Source organism: Microbacterium sp. gxy059, from assembly GCF_050958665.1.
Lineage (GTDB): Bacteria > Actinomycetota > Actinomycetes > Actinomycetales > Microbacteriaceae > Microbacterium.
The window spans coordinates 39,675-55,959 of sequence record NZ_JAMXWT010000015.1 but is presented as its reverse complement, the minus strand read 5'-3'; the positions used below and the strand labels follow the sequence as shown (position 1 = coordinate 55,959).

Here is a 16,285-nt window from a genome sequence, read left to right as displayed (position 1 = left end):
GGCGAGCCGCGACGCCCCGCCCGGCGTCAGTCGATGATCCCGCCCTCGCGCGCGGCGGCGACGGCGGCCGTGCGCGAGGACACGTCGAGCTTCGTGTAGATGTGCACGAGGTGCGACTTCACGGTGGCGTGGCTGATGTGCAGCGCGTCCGCGATGCGGGTGTTCGACGCGCCGGCCGCGACGAGGCGCAGCACCTCCGTCTCGCGTGCGCTGAGGCTGACCCGCGGCGCGCGCATGCGTGCGAGGAGGCGGCGGGCGACGGCGGGAGCGAGGGCGCTCTCGCCGGCGGATGCGGCCCGGATGGCGGCGACGAGCTCCTCGGGTGGAGCGTCCTTCAGCAGGTATCCGCTGGCCCCGGCCTCCACGGCTCCGAGGATGTGCCCGTCCGAGTCGTAGTTCGTGAGCACGAGCACCGCGGGCGGCTCGTCGCCCGCCCGGATGCGGCGGGTCGCGTCCGCGCCCGTCTGCGCGAGGCCGAACTGGAGATCCATCAGCACCACGTCCGGCGACAGACGGGCCGCGAGCTCCACCGCCTCGTCGGGCGTCGCGGCCTCGCCGACGATGCCGAGCTCCGACTCGGTCGCGAGCAGGGCGCGCAGCCCAGCGCGCACCACGGGGTGGTCATCGGCGATGAGGATCCTGATCATGCGCGCCGCTCCTCTCGCTGAGCGTCCTCGAGCGTCACCTCGATGGCCGTCCCCCGGCCGGGTGCGGAGGAGATCTCGATCTCTCCGCCGAGCTGCGCGACGCGCTCGCGCATCGCCCGCAGTCCGAACGACTCCGATCCGGCAGGCGCCGTCGCCGCCTGCGCCGCGTCGAAGCCGCGGCCGTCGTCGCGCACCGCGAGGGAGACCGCGCCGGCGCGGGGGCGATCGAGGACGATGCCGATGCGCGAGGCCTCGGCGTGCCGCACGGCGTTGGCGACGGCTCCCTGAGCGATGCGCAGCAGCGCCGTCTGGATCGGCATGGGCGGGTCGATGTCGCCGGCCTCGACGTCGATCCGGATCCCCGAGCGCCGGGACTGCTCGTCGCCGAGGCGCCGCAGCGCGGCCGGGAGGCCGTCGCCGAGCGACACGGGGGTGAGCTCGCGGATGATCTGACGGGTGTCGGCGAGGCTCTCGGCCGCGGTCTCGCGGGCGAGGCGCAGGTATCCGGCCGCGGGTTCCTCCGCGTCGCGCTCGACGGCGCGGAGGAGCATCTGGATGCTCGAGAGGCCCTGTGCGACGGTGTCGTGGATGTCTCGGGCGAGGCGGGAGCGCTCTTCGAGGGCGCCCTGCTCGCGCTCGGTCTCCGCGAGCTGCCGACGTGTGCGGAGCAGCTCACCCAGCAGGCGCTCCCGTTCCGCCGCCTCGCGCACCATGGCGCGGTAGGCGAGGCCGATGAGCAGCGCGACCCCCGCGCCGACGAGGGGCCCCATGACGCCGCCGACGCTGAAGCCGTGATGCAGTCCGAGCGCGACGATCGCGCAGCCGGTCGCCGCGAGGATCGCGATGACGCCGCCCGCGCCCGGGAAGAGGTGCATCCAGAGGAAGAAGAGGGGGAACACGAGGTAGGCGCCCCCGGGGCTGAGCCACATCAGCAGCGCCCACAGCGCGGTGAGTGCGACGGCCCACGCGATGCTCCTCCCGCGGCGCGAGCCGGCGCGGTCGCGATGGGCGGCGATGACGCCGGCGAGGTAGACGGAGACGAACGCGGTCGCGGCGGCGGCCGCGGCCGGCGCGGTGGGCGAGCGGAGCGCGACGGCCTGGGCGACGGCGAAGACGGCGAGTCCGACGAGCAGCGCGTGGAGCCCCCAGCGCAGCCCCGAGAACACGGGGTCGAGGGCCTGTCGCACGCCTCCAGACTAGGCGGCGCTCGCCGCCGCGCATCAACCGAAAGTCGGATCCCGGAAGCGGGGGAACGGGCGATGCTCGCGCGTTCTCCCCGCGGGAGGCTCGAACGAGAGCCCGCGCAGACGCCGCGGGCGGAAAGGCACAGCGTGTTCGTCGCATGGAGAGAGCTGCGGTTCGCCCGCGGACGCTTCCTGCTCATCGGGGTCGTCGTGGCCCTCATCACCCTTCTCGTCGGATTCCTCTCCGGCCTCACGGGAGGCCTCGCGGCGCAGAACGTCTCGGCGGTGCTGCAGATCCCGGGAGAGCGGATCGTGCTGCAGCAGCCCGCAGACGGATCCCCGAGCTTCGCGACGTCGGAGATCGACGAGGCCGCCGTGGACGCGTGGCGGTCGGCGGAGGGCGCCGATCGCGTCGAACAGGTCGGCATCGCGTCCTCGCGCGCTTCTCGGGAGGATGCGGACGACGCCGTCGGCGTCGCTCTCTTCGGCATGGATCCGGACCGCACGGCGGGGGAGGGGACTCTCGCCGCCCTGATCCCGAGGAGCGACGACGAGATCGGGCTGTCGGCGGGCGCCGCGGACGATCTCGGCGCCGCCGTCGGTGACGTCATCGTCATCACCGGCAGCGCCTACACGGTCTCGGCGGTCGGCGAGGAGGTCTGGCACAGCCACCTGCCCGTCGTCGCGATGACGCCGGATGCCTGGAGCGACGCGAGCATCCGCGTGGGCGGATCGGGCGAGCCGACGGCGCTCGCCGTCTCGGGCGATGTCGACGTCGAGGCGGTGGGCGCGGCCACCGGGACCGTCGCGCAGACGCCGCTCGCGAGCCTCGCCGCGCTCGAGGCCTTCACCTCGGAGATCGGCTCGCTCGGCCTCATCATCGGCATGCTCTTCGGCGTCTCCGCCCTCGTCGTGGGCGCCTTCTTCACCGTGTGGACGATGCAGCGCGCGGGCGATGTCGCGGTGCTGAAGGCGCTCGGCGCGACGACGGGATCCCTCGTGTGCGACGCGCTCGGCCAGGCGCTCATCGTGCTCGCGGCCGGGATCGGGGCGGGCCTCGCCGCGGTCGTCGGCCTCGGCGCGCTGGCGCGTCAGGCGCTGCCGTTCGTGCTCAGCCCCCTCACCACCCTCCTGCCCGCCGCGCTCATGATCGCGCTGGGCCTCGCGGGCGCCGCGTTCGCGCTGCGCGCCGTCACGAAGGCCGACCCCCTCACCGCTCTCGGGAGCCACCGATGATCACCCTGCACGATGTCACCCTGACCTTCCCCGACGGGGACCGCCTGATCACGGCCGTCGACCGCGTCACGCTGCGCGGCGAGAACGGCGTCGTGACCGGCATCACCGGGCCGTCGGGGTCCGGCAAGTCGAGCATCCTCGCTCTGGCGGCGACCCTGATCCGCCCGGACGCGGGCCGGGTGCTGATCGGCGACGGCGCGGACGCGATCGACGCGGCTCGGCTGTCGCGGACCGAGGCGACGGCGCTGCGGCGCGAGCGCATCGGCATCGTGTTCCAGCAGTCGAACCTGCTGCCCTCCCTCACCGCGCGGGAGCAGCTGCGGGTGATGGCGGAGCTCGGGGGCGGGAGCCGCGCTCGTCGCTCGGCCGTCCGGGCGCAGGCCGATGAGCTCCTCGAGGAGGTCGGTCTCGCCGATCACGCGGACCGGCGGCCGCACCAGCTCTCCGGCGGTCAGCGTCAGCGCGTCGCGATCGCCCGCGCGCTCGTCCACGATCCCGACGTGCTGCTCGTGGACGAGCCGACGAGCGCTCTCGACCAGGAGCGCGGCGCGGAGATCATGCGCCTCATCGCCCGGCTCACGCATGAGCGCGACACGGCGACCCTGCTCGTCACGCACGACCTCGTGCACCGCGACGCGCTCGACGCGCTCGTGACCGTCGTGGACGGCCGGATCGCCCGCGCGCCTGCGCGCGTCGAGTGACCAAGAAATCGCCGAGTGACCACGAAATATCTTGGTCACTCGGCGATTTCTCGGTCACTCAGCGCGCTGCGCGGGAGCGACGGCGCGGAGAGAAGGGCAACCGGCCCCGGACGTGAAAGAACCCCCGCGATGTAGAAGCTACGCGGGGGTTCAGTGGCTCCGACCGGCGTCGATCCGGTGACCTTTCGATTTTCAGTCGAACGCTCTACCAACTGAGCTACAGAGCCGTACGGCTGTGTTGCCGCATCTTATGCGACAGGCCTTCTCGAAAGAAGGCCCGTCGCTCAGAGCGACCCTGACGGGACTTGAACCCGCGACCTCCGCCGTGACAGGGCGGCACGCTAACCAACTGCGCTACAGGGCCATGATGTGCTTTCGCACGATTTTCTATTGTATCAGCTCGTGTGACCCCAACGGGATTCGAACCCGTGCTGCCGCCGTGAAAGGGCGGTGTCCTAGGCCGCTAAACGATGGGGCCGTGTGGCGAACCGCGGGGGCTCACGCGCCAACCAGATAATCATACGCACAGCTTCTGCGCCCACGCAAAATCCCCTCGCTCCCGGGCGTGGCGCACGCGATCCGGCTTCCCCAGGGCGCATGCTGACGCGGGGAGGCGGCGTCTGCCTCGCGAAGGCGGAGCACGGCGCGGGGCTCGAGAAGACGCTCGCGCGCGCCCACGTGCGCGCGAGGAGGAAGACCTGATGCACAGGGAGACAGGCGTTGCGGATGAGCGAGGTGTTGTTAGTGTGACGGATGTGAAACCGATCGACGACGCACCCGACGCCGCCGTGCCCTGCGACTGCGCGCCCACGCGCGAGGAGAAGAAGGCGCTGTGGGGATCCGTCTCCCGCCGGAGCGCTCTCGCCGCCGGCGCGATCGGCGTGCTCGGCCTCGGCGTCTACGGGTCACTCCGCAGCCCCGGCTCCGCGTGGGCCGTCAGCTACGACCCCGCCGACTACCCCACGTGGGAGGACGTCGAGCGGGCGCGCGGCAACCAGAGCGCGAAGGCCGGAGAGATCCGCCGCATCGAGGGGTACATCGCCGACCTCAAGAACCGCGTCGCCGCCGCGCAGGAGGCCGCCCGCATCGCGGGCGAGGAGTACTACGAGGCCCAGCAGGACTTCTACGAGGCGTCCTTCCGCGCCGAGGAGCTGCAGCAGCAGGCGGACGACGAGTCGACCAAGGCCGATGAGGCCGCGCAGGCCGCGGCGAAGGTCGCCTCCTCGCTCGCCCGCACCGGCGGCGAGAGCACGCCCTACGAGGTGCTGTTCGCCGACTCGGCCGCGAACGCCGACGAGCTGCTCGCCAAGCTCGGCCAGATGGACAAGCTCGCCTCCCGCAACGAGTCGATCTACGCGGCGGCCGTCGCCGCCCGCGACTCCGCGCAGCACCTCAGCGACCAGGCGGAGGAGGCGCGCAAGGAGCGCGACCGCCTGCAGAAGATCGCCGAGCAGAAGCTCCAGGAGGCGCAGGCCGCGCAGGCCGCGGCCGAGCAGGCGCTCGCCGACCAGGAGACCCACCTCGTCACGCTCGAGCAGCAGCTCGCCGCCCTCCGCGACACGACCTCGAAGACGGTCGAGGAGTACCGCGAGGGCGTCGCCGCGAGGAAGGCGTATGAGGAGGAGCAGCGCCGCCTCGAGGAGGAGCGCCGCCGCAAGGCGGCCGAGGAGGCCGAGCGCCGCGCCCGCGAGGAAGAGGAGCGCCGCCGCCGCGAGCAGAGCCAGAACCCGGGCGGAGGCGGGACTCCCGCCGCTCCCGCACCGAACCCCCAGCCCTCGCAGCCCGCGCCGAACCCCGGCGGGGGCGGCAGCGGAAGCGGCGGCTGGACCCACCCGCACAGCGGCGCGGTCATCACCTCGGGCTACGGCTACCGCAACCAGATCTGCGGGCCGTCCTACTGCTCGACCTCGCTGCACGCCGGCACCGACCTCGCGGCCGGCTGCGGATCCGCGATCGTCGCCGCCAACTCCGGCACCGTCACCTACGCCGGATACAACGGCGGCTACGGCAACTACGTGCGCATCGAGCACGGCGGCGGCATCGGCACCGGCTACGCGCACATCGTCGACGGCGGCATCGCGGTCGGCTACGGCCAGCAGGTCAGCGCGGGACAGGTCATCGCCTACGAGGGCAACACCGGCAACTCGTTCGGCTGCCACCTGCACTTCGAGGTGTATGTGGGCGGCCCGACCGTCGACCCCGTCCCGTTCATGGCGGATCGCGGCATCTACCTCTGACGTCCGCGGGAACGCGAGAAGGGGCCCGGCATCGCCGGGCCCCTTCGTCGTGCGCGCGTCAGGCGCGGGTGTCGGGGAACTCGCCCTCGCCCTGCGTCTTCGTCTTGCCCTCCTCGGCGTCGAAGCGCTCGTAGGCCTCCTGGACGAGGCGCTCGGCCTCGGCCGCGTCGCCCCACTCGTCGACCTTGACCCACTTGCCGGGCTCGAGGTCCTTGTAGTGCTCGAAGAAGTGCGCGATCTCCTTGCGGGTGTACTCCGGGAGGTCCGAGACGTCCTGGATGTGCTCCCAGCGCGGGTCCTTCGCGAGCACCGCCACGACCTTGTCGTCGCCGCCGGCCTCGTCGCTCATCTTCAGCACGGCCACGGGGCGCACCGACGCGCCGACGCCCGGGTAGACCGAGTGATCCATGACGACGAGCACGTCGAGCGGGTCGCCGTCCTCGCCCAGCGTGTTCTCGAAGAAGCCGTAGTCGGTGGGGTAGCCGAACGTCGTGTACAGGACACGGTCGAGGAACACGCGGCCGGAGCCGTGGTCGACCTCGTACTTCACGCGGCTGCCGCGCGGGATCTCGATGACTGCGTCGTACGCGCCCATTGTCGTATCGCTCCTTGGAATGCGTCGGAAGGGACCGGTGACACCCTATCCCGGCGGCACGGCCGACACGGGATCCGGATACCGTGGGGGCGTGCTGGATCCCTCCATCGCGGCCGTGCGCCGCGCCGTGCGCCTCTCGCTCGCCCCCTTCGAGAACAGCGGGGCGACGATCCTCGTCGCCCTCTCGGGCGGCCCCGACTCGCTCGCCCTCGCCGCGGCCGCCGCGCATGAAGGGCCGCGGCTCGGCGTCGAGGTGGCGAGCGTCACGATCGACCACCAGCTGCAGGAGGGGGCGTCGGAGGTCGCGCAGCGCGCCGCCGAGGCGGCGAGGGGGCTCGGGATCGCGGACGCCCGCACGATGATCGCCGAGGTCGGTACGCGGGGCGGCCCCGAGGCCGCGGCGCGTGATGCCCGCTACCTGGCGCTCGACGGGGCCGCCTGGACGTCGAACGCCGCCGCCGTGCTCCTCGGCCACACCCTCGACGACCAGGCCGAGACCGTGCTGCTCGCCCTCGCCCGCGGATCCGGCGCCCGCAGCCTGTCCGGCATGTCGCCGCACCGCGTCGACCAGCGCGGGCTCGCGTGGATCCGCCCCCTCCTCGACGTGCGCCGCAAGACCACGCGGGCGTTCTGCGCCGCGAGCGGCCTCGAGCCGTGGCAGGATCCCCACAACGAGGACGAGCGGTTCCGCCGCGTGCGGGTGCGCCGCAGCGTGCTGCCCGTGCTCGAACGCGAGCTCGGGCCCGGAGTGGCCGCCGCCCTCGCCCGCACGGCCGAGCAGATGCGCGAGGACGACGAGGCGTTCGCCGACATGATCGACGAGACGATCGAGGACATCGTCGAGCACGCCGAGGCGGGCATCGCGGTCTCGGCCGCGGCCCTCGCGGCGAATCCGCCGGCGATCCGGAACCGCATCATCCGGCTCGTCGTCGACAGCGAGTTCGGCGCGAGCCTCACGCGCTCCCAGACGCTCGAGGTGGCGCGCCTCGCGACCGACTGGCGCGGCCAGGGGCCGATCGACCTGCCGGGCTGCACGGCGCGCCGCGACGGGGGACGGGTCGTGTTCACAGCCGGTCGCTCGTAAGATTCCGCGTATGCGCGCCGCAGACATCGCCGGAGACCTCGAACGTGTGCTCGTGACAGACGAGCAGATCCAGGACAAGCTCGCGGAGCTCGCGGCGGAGGTCGACCGCGACTACGCGGGCAAGGACATCCTGCTCGTCGGCGTGCTGAAGGGCGCCGTCATGGTGATGGCCGACTTCGCGCGCCACCTCACCATCGACGCGCCCATGGACTGGATGGCGGTGTCGAGCTACGGCTCGTCCACCAAGTCGAGCGGGGTCGTGCAGATCCGCAAGGACCTCGACACGCCGCTCGAGGGCAAGCACGTACTCGTCGTCGAGGACGTCATCGACTCGGGCCTCACCCTCAGCTGGCTGCTCGAGCACTTCGCCACCCGCGGCGCCGCGTCGATCGAGGTGCTCGCGATGCTCCGCAAGCCCGACGCCATGAAGGTCGAGATCGACAGCAGGTACGTCGGCTTCGACATCCCGAACGACTTCGTCGTGGGCTACGGCCTCGACTACGACGAGCGCTACCGCGGCCTGCGCGACGTCGCGGTGCTCGCCCGCCACGTCTACAACTGACCTCGGGAGCCAGCGGGGGTTCCGCCGTCGGCGAATCACAGACGCGGCATAGCGTCGCGCGGGTAGCCTGGAACGACCTGCGCTGGGCCGCGACCCGCGCGTCGATCTCCTGGAGGAGCTGGGACTTCCCCGCACTATGAACGCCAAGAAGCTCGCCCGCAACCCGTTCCTGTACGTGCTGCTCATCATCGTGCTGCTCGTCGCCGGGTTCTCCCTCATCTCGAACTTCGCCGGACCCAAGCAGGTCACGACCCAGCAGGGTCTCGAGCTGCTGGGCGGCGACACGGTCACCGAGGTGCTCATCACCGACGGCGATCAGCGCGTCGACCTGACGCTCTCGAAGGCGTTCGAGGGATCCGAGAACGTGCAGTTCTACTACGTCGGCGCGCGCGCCGACGAGGTGGTCGACGCCGTCGAGAAGGCCGCGCCCGAGGAGGGCTTCGACGACGCCGTCCCGCAGCCGTCGTTCTTCGGCAGCCTGCTGTCGATCATGATCCCCGTGCTGCTGCTCGGACTGCTGTTCTGGTTCCTCCTGTCGAACGCGCAGGGCGGCGGCAAGATCGCGCAGTTCGGCAAGTCGCGCGCGAAGAACGTCACGAAGGAGAACCCCGACGTCACCTTCGCGGACGTCGCGGGAGCCGACGAGGCGGTCGAGGAGCTCCAGGAGATCAAGGAGTTCCTCTCCGACCCCTCGAAGTTCCAGGCGCTCGGCGCGCGGATCCCCAAGGGCGTGCTGCTCTACGGCCCTCCCGGAACGGGAAAGACCCTGCTCGCGCGCGCCGTCGCCGGCGAGGCGGGCGTGCCGTTCTACCCGATCTCGGGATCCGACTTCGTCGAGATGTTCGTCGGCGTCGGCGCGAGCCGCGTGCGCGACCTGTTCACACAGGCGAAGGAGCACGCCCCCGCGATCATCTTCATCGACGAGATCGACGCCGTCGGCCGTCACCGCGGTGCAGGGATGGGCGGCGGGCACGACGAGCGCGAGCAGACGCTCAACCAGATGCTCGTCGAGATGGACGGCTTCGATCCCAAGGCCAACGTCATCGTCATCGCGGCGACCAACCGCCCCGACATCCTCGATCCCGCGCTGCTGCGTCCCGGCCGCTTCGACCGCCAGATCGGCGTCGACGCCCCCGACATGAAGGGCCGTCTGCAGATCCTCGAGGTGCACGGCCGCGGCAAGCCCCTCGCCGACTCGGTCGACCTCGAGGACGTCGCGCGCAAGACCCCCGGCTTCTCGGGCGCCGACCTCGCGAACGTGCTCAACGAGGCCGCGCTGCTCACCGCCCGCTCCGACGCGCAGCTGATCGACGACCGCGCGCTCGACGAGGCGATCGACCGCGTCATCGCCGGTCCGCAGCGCCGCACCCGCGTGATGAAGGACAAGGAGAAGCTCATCACGGCCTACCACGAGGGCGGACACGCGCTCGCGGCGGCGGCGATGAACCACTCGGATCCCGTCACAAAGATCACGATCCTGCCGCGCGGCAAGGCGCTCGGCTACACGATGGTGATGCCCGTCGACGACAAGTACTCGGTCACGCGCAACGAGCTGCAGGATCAGCTCACCTACGCGATGGGCGGTCGTGTCGCCGAGGAGATCGTGTTCCACGACCCGACCACGGGCGCCGCGAACGACATCGAGAAGGCGACGAGCATCGCCCGCAAGATGGTCACCGAATACGGCATGACGAGCGACATCGGGCCCGTGAAGGTCGCCGGCTCGTCGGGCGAGGTGTTCATGGGCCGCGACATGGGCCAGGGGCGCGACTACTCGGAGACCACGGCGGAGCGCATCGACCGCGAGGTGCGGCAGCTCATCGAGCAGGCCCACGACGAGGCGTACGAGGCGCTCAACGCGAACCGCGACGTCCTCGACCGCCTCGCGGCCGCCCTCCTCGAGCACGAGACGCTCGACCACAAGCAGATCGCCGAGATCTTCCACGACGTGCGCCGGATCGACGAGCGCCCCCAGTGGCTGTCGTCGAGCGAGCGGCCCGTCTCCCCGCTTCCCCCCATCGACGTGCCGCGTCGCGGCGCGGCGGAGGGCGTCGCGGCGCAGAGCGCGGCCGAGCAGGCGAGCGGACAGGCGGAGAGCCGTCCCGCGACCGGCGGGTCCGCCCGCCCGGCGACCGCGTAGCGCGAGGAGGCCCGGTGACGGTCGACCAGCAGCGGGTGCGCGAGCTCACCCGCGAGTTCCTCCTCGCGATCGGCGAGGATCCGGATCGCCCTGGCTTGCGCGAGACGCCCGCCCGCGTCGCGCAGGCCGCCGAGGAGTTCTTCTCGGGGCTCGGGCGCGACGCGACCGAGCCGCTGCAGCGCACGATCGACGTCTCCCACGGGCCCGCTCCCGAGACGGCGCCGACCGGCGCGGTGCTCGTGCGCGACATCCGGTTCCGGTCGATCTGCGAGCACCACCTGCTGCCCTTCGCAGGCCGCGCGCACATCGCGTACCTGCCGGGCGATCGGGTCGTGGGGATCGGCTCCCTCGCCAAGGTGATCGACATCGTCGCCTCCCGCCCGCAGGTGCAGGAGCGCCTCGGCGAGCAGGTCGCCGACGCGATCGCCACAGCGCTCGAGGCCAAGGGCGTGTTCGTGATGCTCGACGCGGCCCACGAGTGCCTCACGATGCGCGGCGACGCCCGTCCCGACGCCTCGACCGTGACGGTCGCGGCGCGCGGGGAGCTCGCGACCGCCGCCGCGCGCGCCGAGATGGCCGCCTACATCATCATCGGCGTGCAGAACCGCGCGGCGGAGGCACCCGTCGCCCCGCGCGGGGGCGACGGGGACGCGCCGTGATCGAGATCATGGGCGTCGTCAACGTCACGCCCGACTCGTTCAGCGACGGCGGCGAGCACGCCGACCCCGACGACGCGGTCGCGCACGGCCTGGCCCTGCGCGACGCCGGCGCGACCATCCTCGACGTGGGCGGCGAGTCGACCAGGCCCGGAGCGCAGCCCGTGGGATCCGAGGAGGAGCGCCGCCGGGTGCTGCCCGTCGTCGAGCGGCTCGCCGCCGCAGGCGCCGTCGTGAGCATCGACACGTACCGCGCCGACGTGGCGGCCGACGCCGTGCGCGCGGGGGCGTCGATCGTCAACGACGTCTCGGGCGGCCTGGCCGACGACGGGATGCTCGCGGCGGTCGCCGCGACCGAGGCGACGCTGGTCATCGGACACTGGCGCGGCCCCTCGGCCGACATGTACGCCCGCGCCTCCTACGACGACATCGTCGCCGAGACGACCGACGAGCTCGCCGCGCGCACCGCGGCGGCGGGGGAGGCGGGGATCCCCGCCGGACGCCTCGTGCTCGACCCCGGCATCGGCTTCGCGAAGGCCGGGGAGCGCAACTGGGAGCTGCTGCGCGGCCTCGAGCGGATCGTCCGGATCGGGCCGCCCGTGCTCGTCGGCACGTCGCGCAAGCGGTTCCTCGCCGGCGCCATCGGCGACGACGCCTCGCGCGACCGGCGCGACCTCGCCACGGCCGTCACGAGCGTCCTCGCCCAGCAGGCGGGGGCGTGGGGCGTGCGCGTGCACGACGTCGCCGCGACCCGCGACGCGCTCGCCGTGCTCGACGCGTGGGAGGGAGCCCGATGACCGCCCGCGACGCGATCGAGCTGACCGGCCTCACCGCCTTCGGGCGGCACGGCGTCTTCGGATTCGAGCGCGAGCGGGGCCAGGACTTCCGCATCGACCTGCGCCTCCTGCTCGACCTCGCCCCCGCCGCCGCGTCGGACGACGTCGCCGACACCGTGCACTACGGCGAGCTCGCCGAGCGGGTCGTCCGCATCGTCGAGGGCGACCCCGTCGACCTCATCGAGACGCTCGCCGCTCGCATCGCCGACGCCGTGCTCGAGGATCCGCGCGTCGACGAGGTGCGCGTCACGGTGCACAAGCCGCACGCGCCCATCGCCGCGCCGTTCGACGACGTGTCGGTGCGCATCACGCGGTCGAGGAGCGAGCGATGAGCCGCCGCCTCGCCGAGCCGATCCGCGACGCCCCCCGTCGCGACGCGGCCGAGCCCGTCGACGCGGTCGTGGCGCTCGGGGCAAACCTCGGCGACCGCGACGGCGCCCTCGCGGGCGCGGTCGACGCGCTCGCGGCGATGCCGCTGACCGACCGCGTCGTCTGCTCCGACCCCATCGAGTCGGTCGCGCTGACGCTCGACGGGCCCGACGAGACGAAGCCCGGATACCTCAACGCGGTCGCGCTCGTGCGCACGAGGCTCGCCCCCGCGATGCTGCTCGCGATGCTCCACGAGATCGAGGATCGTCACGGCCGCGTGCGGCGGGAGCGGTGGGGCGACCGCACCCTCGACCTCGACCTCATCGCCTACGGCGACGTCGTCTCCGACGACCCGGCGCTCACCCTCCCGCATCCCCGCGCCCACGAGCGCGACTTCGTGCTCGCGCCGTGGCTGCAGGTCGATCCGGACGCCGAGATCCCGGGGAGGGGGCCCGTCCGCGCCCTGCTCGAGCGGCTGCGGGAGGGCACATGACCCGCACCCGCGCGACGACGATCGCGCTGTTCGCCCTCGCCGGGGCGGCGGCCGGCTTCCTCCTCGACCACGCGCTCACCGCGTCGGGTCGCCCGACGTTCACCCCCGCGACGATGCTGCCGATCCTCCTCGTGCTGCTCGGGCTCGGCTGCCTCGCGCTCGCCTGGCAGGTGCGGCGCGCGGTGACGAGCGAGAAGGGCCCCCGGGTGGATCCGTTCCGCGCCCTGCGCATCGCGGTGCTCGCGAAGGCGTCGGCGCTCGTCGGCGCGCTCGTGGGCGGCGCGGGGGCCGGACTGCTGCTCTTCCTTCTCACGCGCCCGGTGACTCCCGGGTTAGGCTCATTGGCGCCGGTGATCGCCACCGTACTCGCGGGGCTGGCCCTCGTGGTGCTGGCGCTCATCGCGGAGAACCTCTGCACCCTGCCGAAGGATCCTGATGAGCGACAGCCAGACGCCCCCGAGCCCGGAGCCGAACCCGAGTTCTGACGACGCGACCCCTGACACGGGGTCCGCGCCCGCGGCTCCCGACGGGCCCCCGCTGCGACGCTCGCGTCAGCGGCCCCCCGCCGACGGGCAGGAGGACGGCGCCCGGCCCGCGCCGGAGGCCCCGGCACCCGGCGGATCCGCTCCGCAGGCCCCCGCCGTGCCGCCCGCGCCCGCGGCGGATCTGCCGGGCGCTCCCGTGCCGCCGCCCGCGGCACCCGCGGCCCCGCGCGTCGATCCCGCGCCCGGAGCCCCCGTCACGCCTCCGGCGGGCGCCGGGCAGCCGTCGTCCGGTGCCCCGGTTCCGCCCCCGGTGGGCGAGCCGGGACAGCAGCCGTATGGCGCTCCGGCGACGACCCCGGGACAGCCGTCGCTGGGTGCTCCCGTTCCGCCTCCGGCGGGCGCCCCGGGACAGCCGCCCTACGGCGCTCCCGTTCCGCCGGCGTACGGCGGGGCGCCGCGACCCGAGACGCCTCCCGCGTACGGCGCACCCGCTCCCGGTCAGCCCGCCCCGCAGCCCCCCGCCGGCTGGCCGGCCGGCGTCGCGCCCGCGCAGGAGCCGGCCCCCGCGGAGCCGGGCATCCCCGTCGTCACGGAGCCCGAGTTCCCCGCGGAGCGCGAGCCCGTCGCCTCCCCGGCGTCTCTCGACGAGGGCACGTTCGACCGCATCCGCGAGCCGCGCAGGCAGGGGCTCGCGCTCGACGGCGCGTGGCACCAGATCTCCCGCAAGTACGTCGTCTCGCAGGTGCTGCAGGAGGTCGTGCTGCTCGCGCTCGTCGTGATCGCCGCGTGCGTCGTGTTCTTCGTCTTCGACCAGAGCTGGGTGTGGATCCCGGCGGGGATCATCGTCCTCATGCAGGTCATCAGCCTCATCATCCTGCCGCGACAGGCGAAGGCCCTCGGCTACATGCTGCGCGGCGACGACATCGTCTTCCGCAAGGGGATCCTCTGGCAGCGCATGGTCGCCGTCCCGTACGGGCGCATGCAGCTCATCGACATCACCCACGGACCCCTCGACCGCATGTTCGGCGTCGCCAAGCTCAAGCTCGTGACGGCCGCGGCGACGACGGGCGTCGAGATCCCGGGGCTGGCCCAGCAGGCGGCGGAGGAGCTGCGCGACACCCTCATCGACGTCGCCGAGACCCGCAGGACCGGGCTGTGACCGGCCCGCACCCCGGGGCGCCCGAGCCCGAGGACGCCGCCGTCCGGCAGGACGAGGGCGCGCCGGCCTCGGCCCTCCCCGGCGGCGGGTCTTCGTCGCTCGTCGACGGCGAGTGGCACCGCCTGCACCCGCTGACTCCGCTCTTCAAGGGCGGGCTCGTGCTCCTCGTCGTCGCGGGCATCGTGCTCAACAGCATGCGCGACCGCGTGATCTACTGGTTCGTCAGCTTCGTCGCCCCGGCGGGCGAGCTCGAAGACGACGCCGTCGACTACGGCGAGCTCGATCCGCTCGACTGGATCTTCGCGAACAACCTCATCCTCATCGCGCTGCTCGTGACGCTCGTGCTCGTGGCCGCCTTCATCCTCGGGTACTGGATGGTGTGGCGCTTCCACCAGTTCCGCGTGACGGGGGAGAGCGTCGAGGTGAAGAAGGGCATCATCTTCCGCTCGCAGCGGCAGGCCCCGCTCGACCGCGTGCAGGGCGTCAACCTCACGCGTCCCTTCCCCGCCCGGCTCATCGGCATGGCGAAGCTCACGCTCGAGGGCGCCGGAACGGGCGCCGACGTCGCGCTCGAATACCTCAGCGCGAACCGCGCCGAGCGGGTGCGCTCCGACATCCTGCGCCTCGCCTCCGGCGCGCGCGCCGCCAAGGAGGAGCGCCGCACCGGCCAACCGGCTCGCCCGCGCGACGCGCACGGACGCGTGATCGACACGGTCAGCGAGAACGTCACGAACATCGTGCACGGCGTGGACCAGGACGACGTCGTGCCCGAGAGCCTCGTGAAGATCCCCGTGGGACGGCTCATCGCCTCGCAGGCGATCACGGGCTTCGTGTGGCTCGTGTTCTTCGGCCTCATCGTCGTGTTCGCGGTGCTCCTGCCGATCTACCTGACCGAGGACGGCCCCGAGCGCACGGTCATCCTCCTCAGCGCGGGGCTCGGCACGGCGATCCCGATGGTGTTCGCGACCTTCGCGATCGTCTGGTCCGCGCTGCAGAAGGGCTTCCGCTTCGCGATCGCCCCGACGCCGGACGGCCTGCGCGTGACGAGCGGCATGCTCACGACCGTGACCCGCACGATCCCGCCCGGCCGCGTGCACGCGGTCGAGGTGACGCAGAACCTGCTGTGGCGGCCGTTCGGCTGGTGGAGCGTGCGCATCAACCGGATGGGCGGCGGGTCCGCGGCCCAGCAGAACAGCAGCCAGGCGCAGCAGAACGCGGTGATCCTGCCGGTCGGCACGCGCGCCGACGTCGAGCGCGTCGTGGGGCTCCTCCTGCCGGACGCACCCGCGCAGGACGCGCTGTTCACGTGGGAGCACGGCATCCTCGGCCCCCAGCCGCAGGATCCGTTCACGACCACGCCGAAGCGCGCCCGCATCTGGCACCCTCTCGCGTGGAATCGCCGGGGCGTGCGCGTGACCTCCTATGCGGTGCTGCTGCGCCGCGGCCTGCTGCTGCGCCGTCTGGCGGTCTTCCCCCTCGCGCGCCTGCAGGGCGTGTCGGTGCGACAGGGGCCGATCGCCCGCGGGATGGGGCTCGCGGCCATGCAGATCCACGTCGTGCCCGGCCCGATCTCGGGCGACATCACGTCGCTCGACCGCGAGGACGCGCAGCGCTTCGCGTATCTCGTGATCCGCGGGGCCGTCGCGGCGGCCGAGTCCGACCACACGCATCGCTGGGCGGAGGAGCCGGTCCGGTCCTGAGACCGGGCGCGGTCTCGGCCGCCGCGGCCGCGGACGTTGGGCTCCTGCCCTGTGCGAAACAGGAGGCGGTGGGTGGGCGCGTCTCGATTCGTGCGGGTATGGGATCCGCTTTCCCGCATGTCGTGAGACATGGCGGCTGGGCGGTGCGGAGCGTGTCTCGATTTGTGTGGGTATGGGTGGCTCTTTCCCGCCTGTCGTGAG

At 72.8% G+C, this 16,285-nt stretch carries 16 protein-coding genes and 3 tRNA genes; 13 read left to right on the top strand and 6 right to left on the bottom strand.

Annotated elements, in window-relative coordinates; translation table 11 throughout:
• Window positions 1–26 precede the first annotated feature (26 nt).
• On the bottom strand, window positions 27–647 hold the full coding sequence (locus NHL53_RS09970) for a response regulator (RefSeq protein WP_433776712.1): 621 nt from the start codon (window positions 645–647) through the stop codon (window positions 27–29).
• The gene (locus NHL53_RS09965) at window positions 644–1,834 is read right to left on the bottom strand and encodes a sensor histidine kinase (RefSeq protein WP_433776711.1); all 1,191 of its coding nucleotides are present in this window, start codon (window positions 1,832–1,834) and stop codon (window positions 644–646) included. The genes NHL53_RS09970 and NHL53_RS09965 overlap by 4 nt, the downstream gene beginning before the upstream one ends.
• A gap of 144 nt (window positions 1,835–1,978) precedes the next feature.
• Here NHL53_RS09965 and NHL53_RS09960 point away from each other — a divergent pair, with 144 nt between their 5' ends.
• Together NHL53_RS09960 and NHL53_RS09955 are read left to right on the top strand one after the other, a co-directional pair.
• A complete protein-coding gene (locus NHL53_RS09960; protein ID WP_433776710.1) occupies window positions 1,979–3,067 on the top strand; it encodes an FtsX-like permease family protein in 1,089 nt (362 codons plus the stop codon).
• A complete protein-coding gene (locus NHL53_RS09955) occupies window positions 3,064–3,768 on the top strand; it encodes an ABC transporter ATP-binding protein (RefSeq protein WP_433776709.1) in 705 nt (234 codons plus the stop codon). Before NHL53_RS09960 ends, NHL53_RS09955 begins: the two co-directional genes overlap by 4 nt.
• A 154-nt stretch (window positions 3,769–3,922) precedes the next feature.
• Here the strand turns inward: NHL53_RS09955 and NHL53_RS09950 are convergent.
• The 3 genes from NHL53_RS09950 to NHL53_RS09940 form a co-directional block, all read right to left on the bottom strand.
• Window positions 3,923–3,995 (bottom strand) — tRNA-Phe (locus NHL53_RS09950).
• A 63-nt stretch (window positions 3,996–4,058) separates the two neighbouring features.
• Window positions 4,059–4,132, bottom strand: a tRNA-Asp gene (locus tag NHL53_RS09945).
• Window positions 4,133–4,173: 41 nt separating this feature from the next.
• Window positions 4,174–4,246, bottom strand: a tRNA-Glu gene (locus NHL53_RS09940).
• Between the two features lie 277 nt (window positions 4,247–4,523).
• On the opposite strand from NHL53_RS09940, the gene NHL53_RS09935 reads away from it, so the two are divergent.
• Window positions 4,524–6,005, top strand: a complete 1,482-nt coding sequence (locus tag NHL53_RS09935; RefSeq protein ID WP_433776708.1) for a M23 family metallopeptidase — start codon at window positions 4,524–4,526, stop codon at window positions 6,003–6,005.
• Window positions 6,006–6,063: 58 nt separating this feature from the next.
• On the opposite strand, the gene NHL53_RS09930 is transcribed toward NHL53_RS09935, so the two are convergent.
• On the bottom strand, window positions 6,064–6,600 hold the full coding sequence (locus NHL53_RS09930; RefSeq protein WP_433776707.1) for an inorganic diphosphatase: 537 nt from the start codon (window positions 6,598–6,600) through the stop codon (window positions 6,064–6,066).
• 37 nt (window positions 6,601–6,637) lie between these two features.
• On the opposite strand from NHL53_RS09930, the gene tilS reads away from it, so the two are divergent.
• The 10 genes from tilS (at window position 6,638) to NHL53_RS09880 (ending at window position 16,084) form a co-directional block, all read left to right on the top strand.
• Complete coding sequence (gene tilS / locus NHL53_RS09925; protein ID WP_433776706.1) at window positions 6,638–7,684, top strand: tRNA lysidine(34) synthetase TilS; 1,047 nt, start codon at window positions 6,638–6,640, stop codon at window positions 7,682–7,684.
• A gap of 10 nt (window positions 7,685–7,694) precedes the next feature.
• Window positions 7,695–8,246 (top strand): hypoxanthine phosphoribosyltransferase, encoded by a 552-nt coding sequence (hpt, locus tag NHL53_RS09920; RefSeq protein ID WP_433776705.1) that lies wholly within the window; start codon window positions 7,695–7,697, stop codon window positions 8,244–8,246.
• Window positions 8,247–8,382: 136 nt separating this feature from the next.
• Window positions 8,383–10,386 carry an ATP-dependent zinc metalloprotease FtsH gene (gene ftsH / locus NHL53_RS09915; RefSeq protein WP_433776704.1) on the top strand — a complete coding sequence of 668 codons (2,004 nt, stop codon included), beginning with the start codon at window positions 8,383–8,385 and terminating at the stop codon, window positions 10,384–10,386.
• Window positions 10,387–10,400: 14 nt separating this feature from the next.
• Window positions 10,401–11,045, top strand: a complete 645-nt coding sequence (folE, locus tag NHL53_RS09910; RefSeq protein ID WP_433776703.1) for a GTP cyclohydrolase I — start codon at window positions 10,401–10,403, stop codon at window positions 11,043–11,045.
• The gene (folP, locus tag NHL53_RS09905) at window positions 11,042–11,839 is read left to right on the top strand and encodes a dihydropteroate synthase (protein WP_433776702.1); all 798 of its coding nucleotides are present in this window, start codon (window positions 11,042–11,044) and stop codon (window positions 11,837–11,839) included. Before folE ends, folP begins: the two co-directional genes overlap by 4 nt.
• A complete protein-coding gene (gene folB / locus NHL53_RS09900) occupies window positions 11,836–12,210 on the top strand; it encodes a dihydroneopterin aldolase (protein ID WP_433776701.1) in 375 nt (124 codons plus the stop codon). Before folP ends, folB begins: the two co-directional genes overlap by 4 nt.
• Entirely contained in the window at window positions 12,207–12,740 is a 534-nt protein-coding gene (folK, locus tag NHL53_RS09895) for a 2-amino-4-hydroxy-6-hydroxymethyldihydropteridine diphosphokinase (protein ID WP_433776700.1), read from the top strand. The genes folB and folK overlap by 4 nt, the downstream gene beginning before the upstream one ends.
• Window positions 12,737–13,225, top strand: coding sequence for a DUF3180 family protein (locus NHL53_RS09890; protein WP_433776699.1), 489 nt, complete (start codon window positions 12,737–12,739; stop codon window positions 13,223–13,225). Before folK ends, NHL53_RS09890 begins: the two co-directional genes overlap by 4 nt.
• The gene (locus NHL53_RS09885) at window positions 13,176–14,384 is read left to right on the top strand and encodes a PH domain-containing protein (RefSeq protein WP_433776698.1); all 1,209 of its coding nucleotides are present in this window, start codon (window positions 13,176–13,178) and stop codon (window positions 14,382–14,384) included. Before NHL53_RS09890 ends, NHL53_RS09885 begins: the two co-directional genes overlap by 50 nt.
• Complete coding sequence (locus NHL53_RS09880) at window positions 14,381–16,084, top strand: PH domain-containing protein (RefSeq protein WP_433776697.1); 1,704 nt, start codon at window positions 14,381–14,383, stop codon at window positions 16,082–16,084. Before NHL53_RS09885 ends, NHL53_RS09880 begins: the two co-directional genes overlap by 4 nt.
• The last annotated feature ends 201 nt before the right edge of the window (window positions 16,085–16,285 follow it).

Bases quoted from the DNA above. Each gene is read 5' to 3' on its own strand.
- NHL53_RS09970 (WP_433776712.1), bottom strand. From the start codon at position 647: ATGATCAGGATCCTCATCGCCGATGACCACCCCGTGGTGCGCGCTGGG.
- NHL53_RS09955 (WP_433776709.1), top strand. From the start codon at position 3,064: ATGATCACCCTGCACGATGTCACCCTGACCTTCCCCGACGGGGACCGC.
- NHL53_RS09930 (WP_433776707.1), bottom strand. From the start codon at position 6,600: ATGGGCGCGTACGACGCAGTCATCGAGATCCCGCGCGGCAGCCGCGTG.
- hpt (WP_433776705.1), top strand. From the start codon at position 7,695: ATGCGCGCCGCAGACATCGCCGGAGACCTCGAACGTGTGCTCGTGACA.
- ftsH (WP_433776704.1), top strand. From the start codon at position 8,383: ATGAACGCCAAGAAGCTCGCCCGCAACCCGTTCCTGTACGTGCTGCTC.
- folB (WP_433776701.1), top strand. From the start codon at position 11,836: ATGACCGCCCGCGACGCGATCGAGCTGACCGGCCTCACCGCCTTCGGG.
- folK (WP_433776700.1), top strand. From the start codon at position 12,207: ATGAGCCGCCGCCTCGCCGAGCCGATCCGCGACGCCCCCCGTCGCGAC.
- NHL53_RS09890 (WP_433776699.1), top strand. From the start codon at position 12,737: ATGACCCGCACCCGCGCGACGACGATCGCGCTGTTCGCCCTCGCCGGG.
- NHL53_RS09885 (WP_433776698.1), top strand. From the start codon at position 13,176: ATGAGCGACAGCCAGACGCCCCCGAGCCCGGAGCCGAACCCGAGTTCT.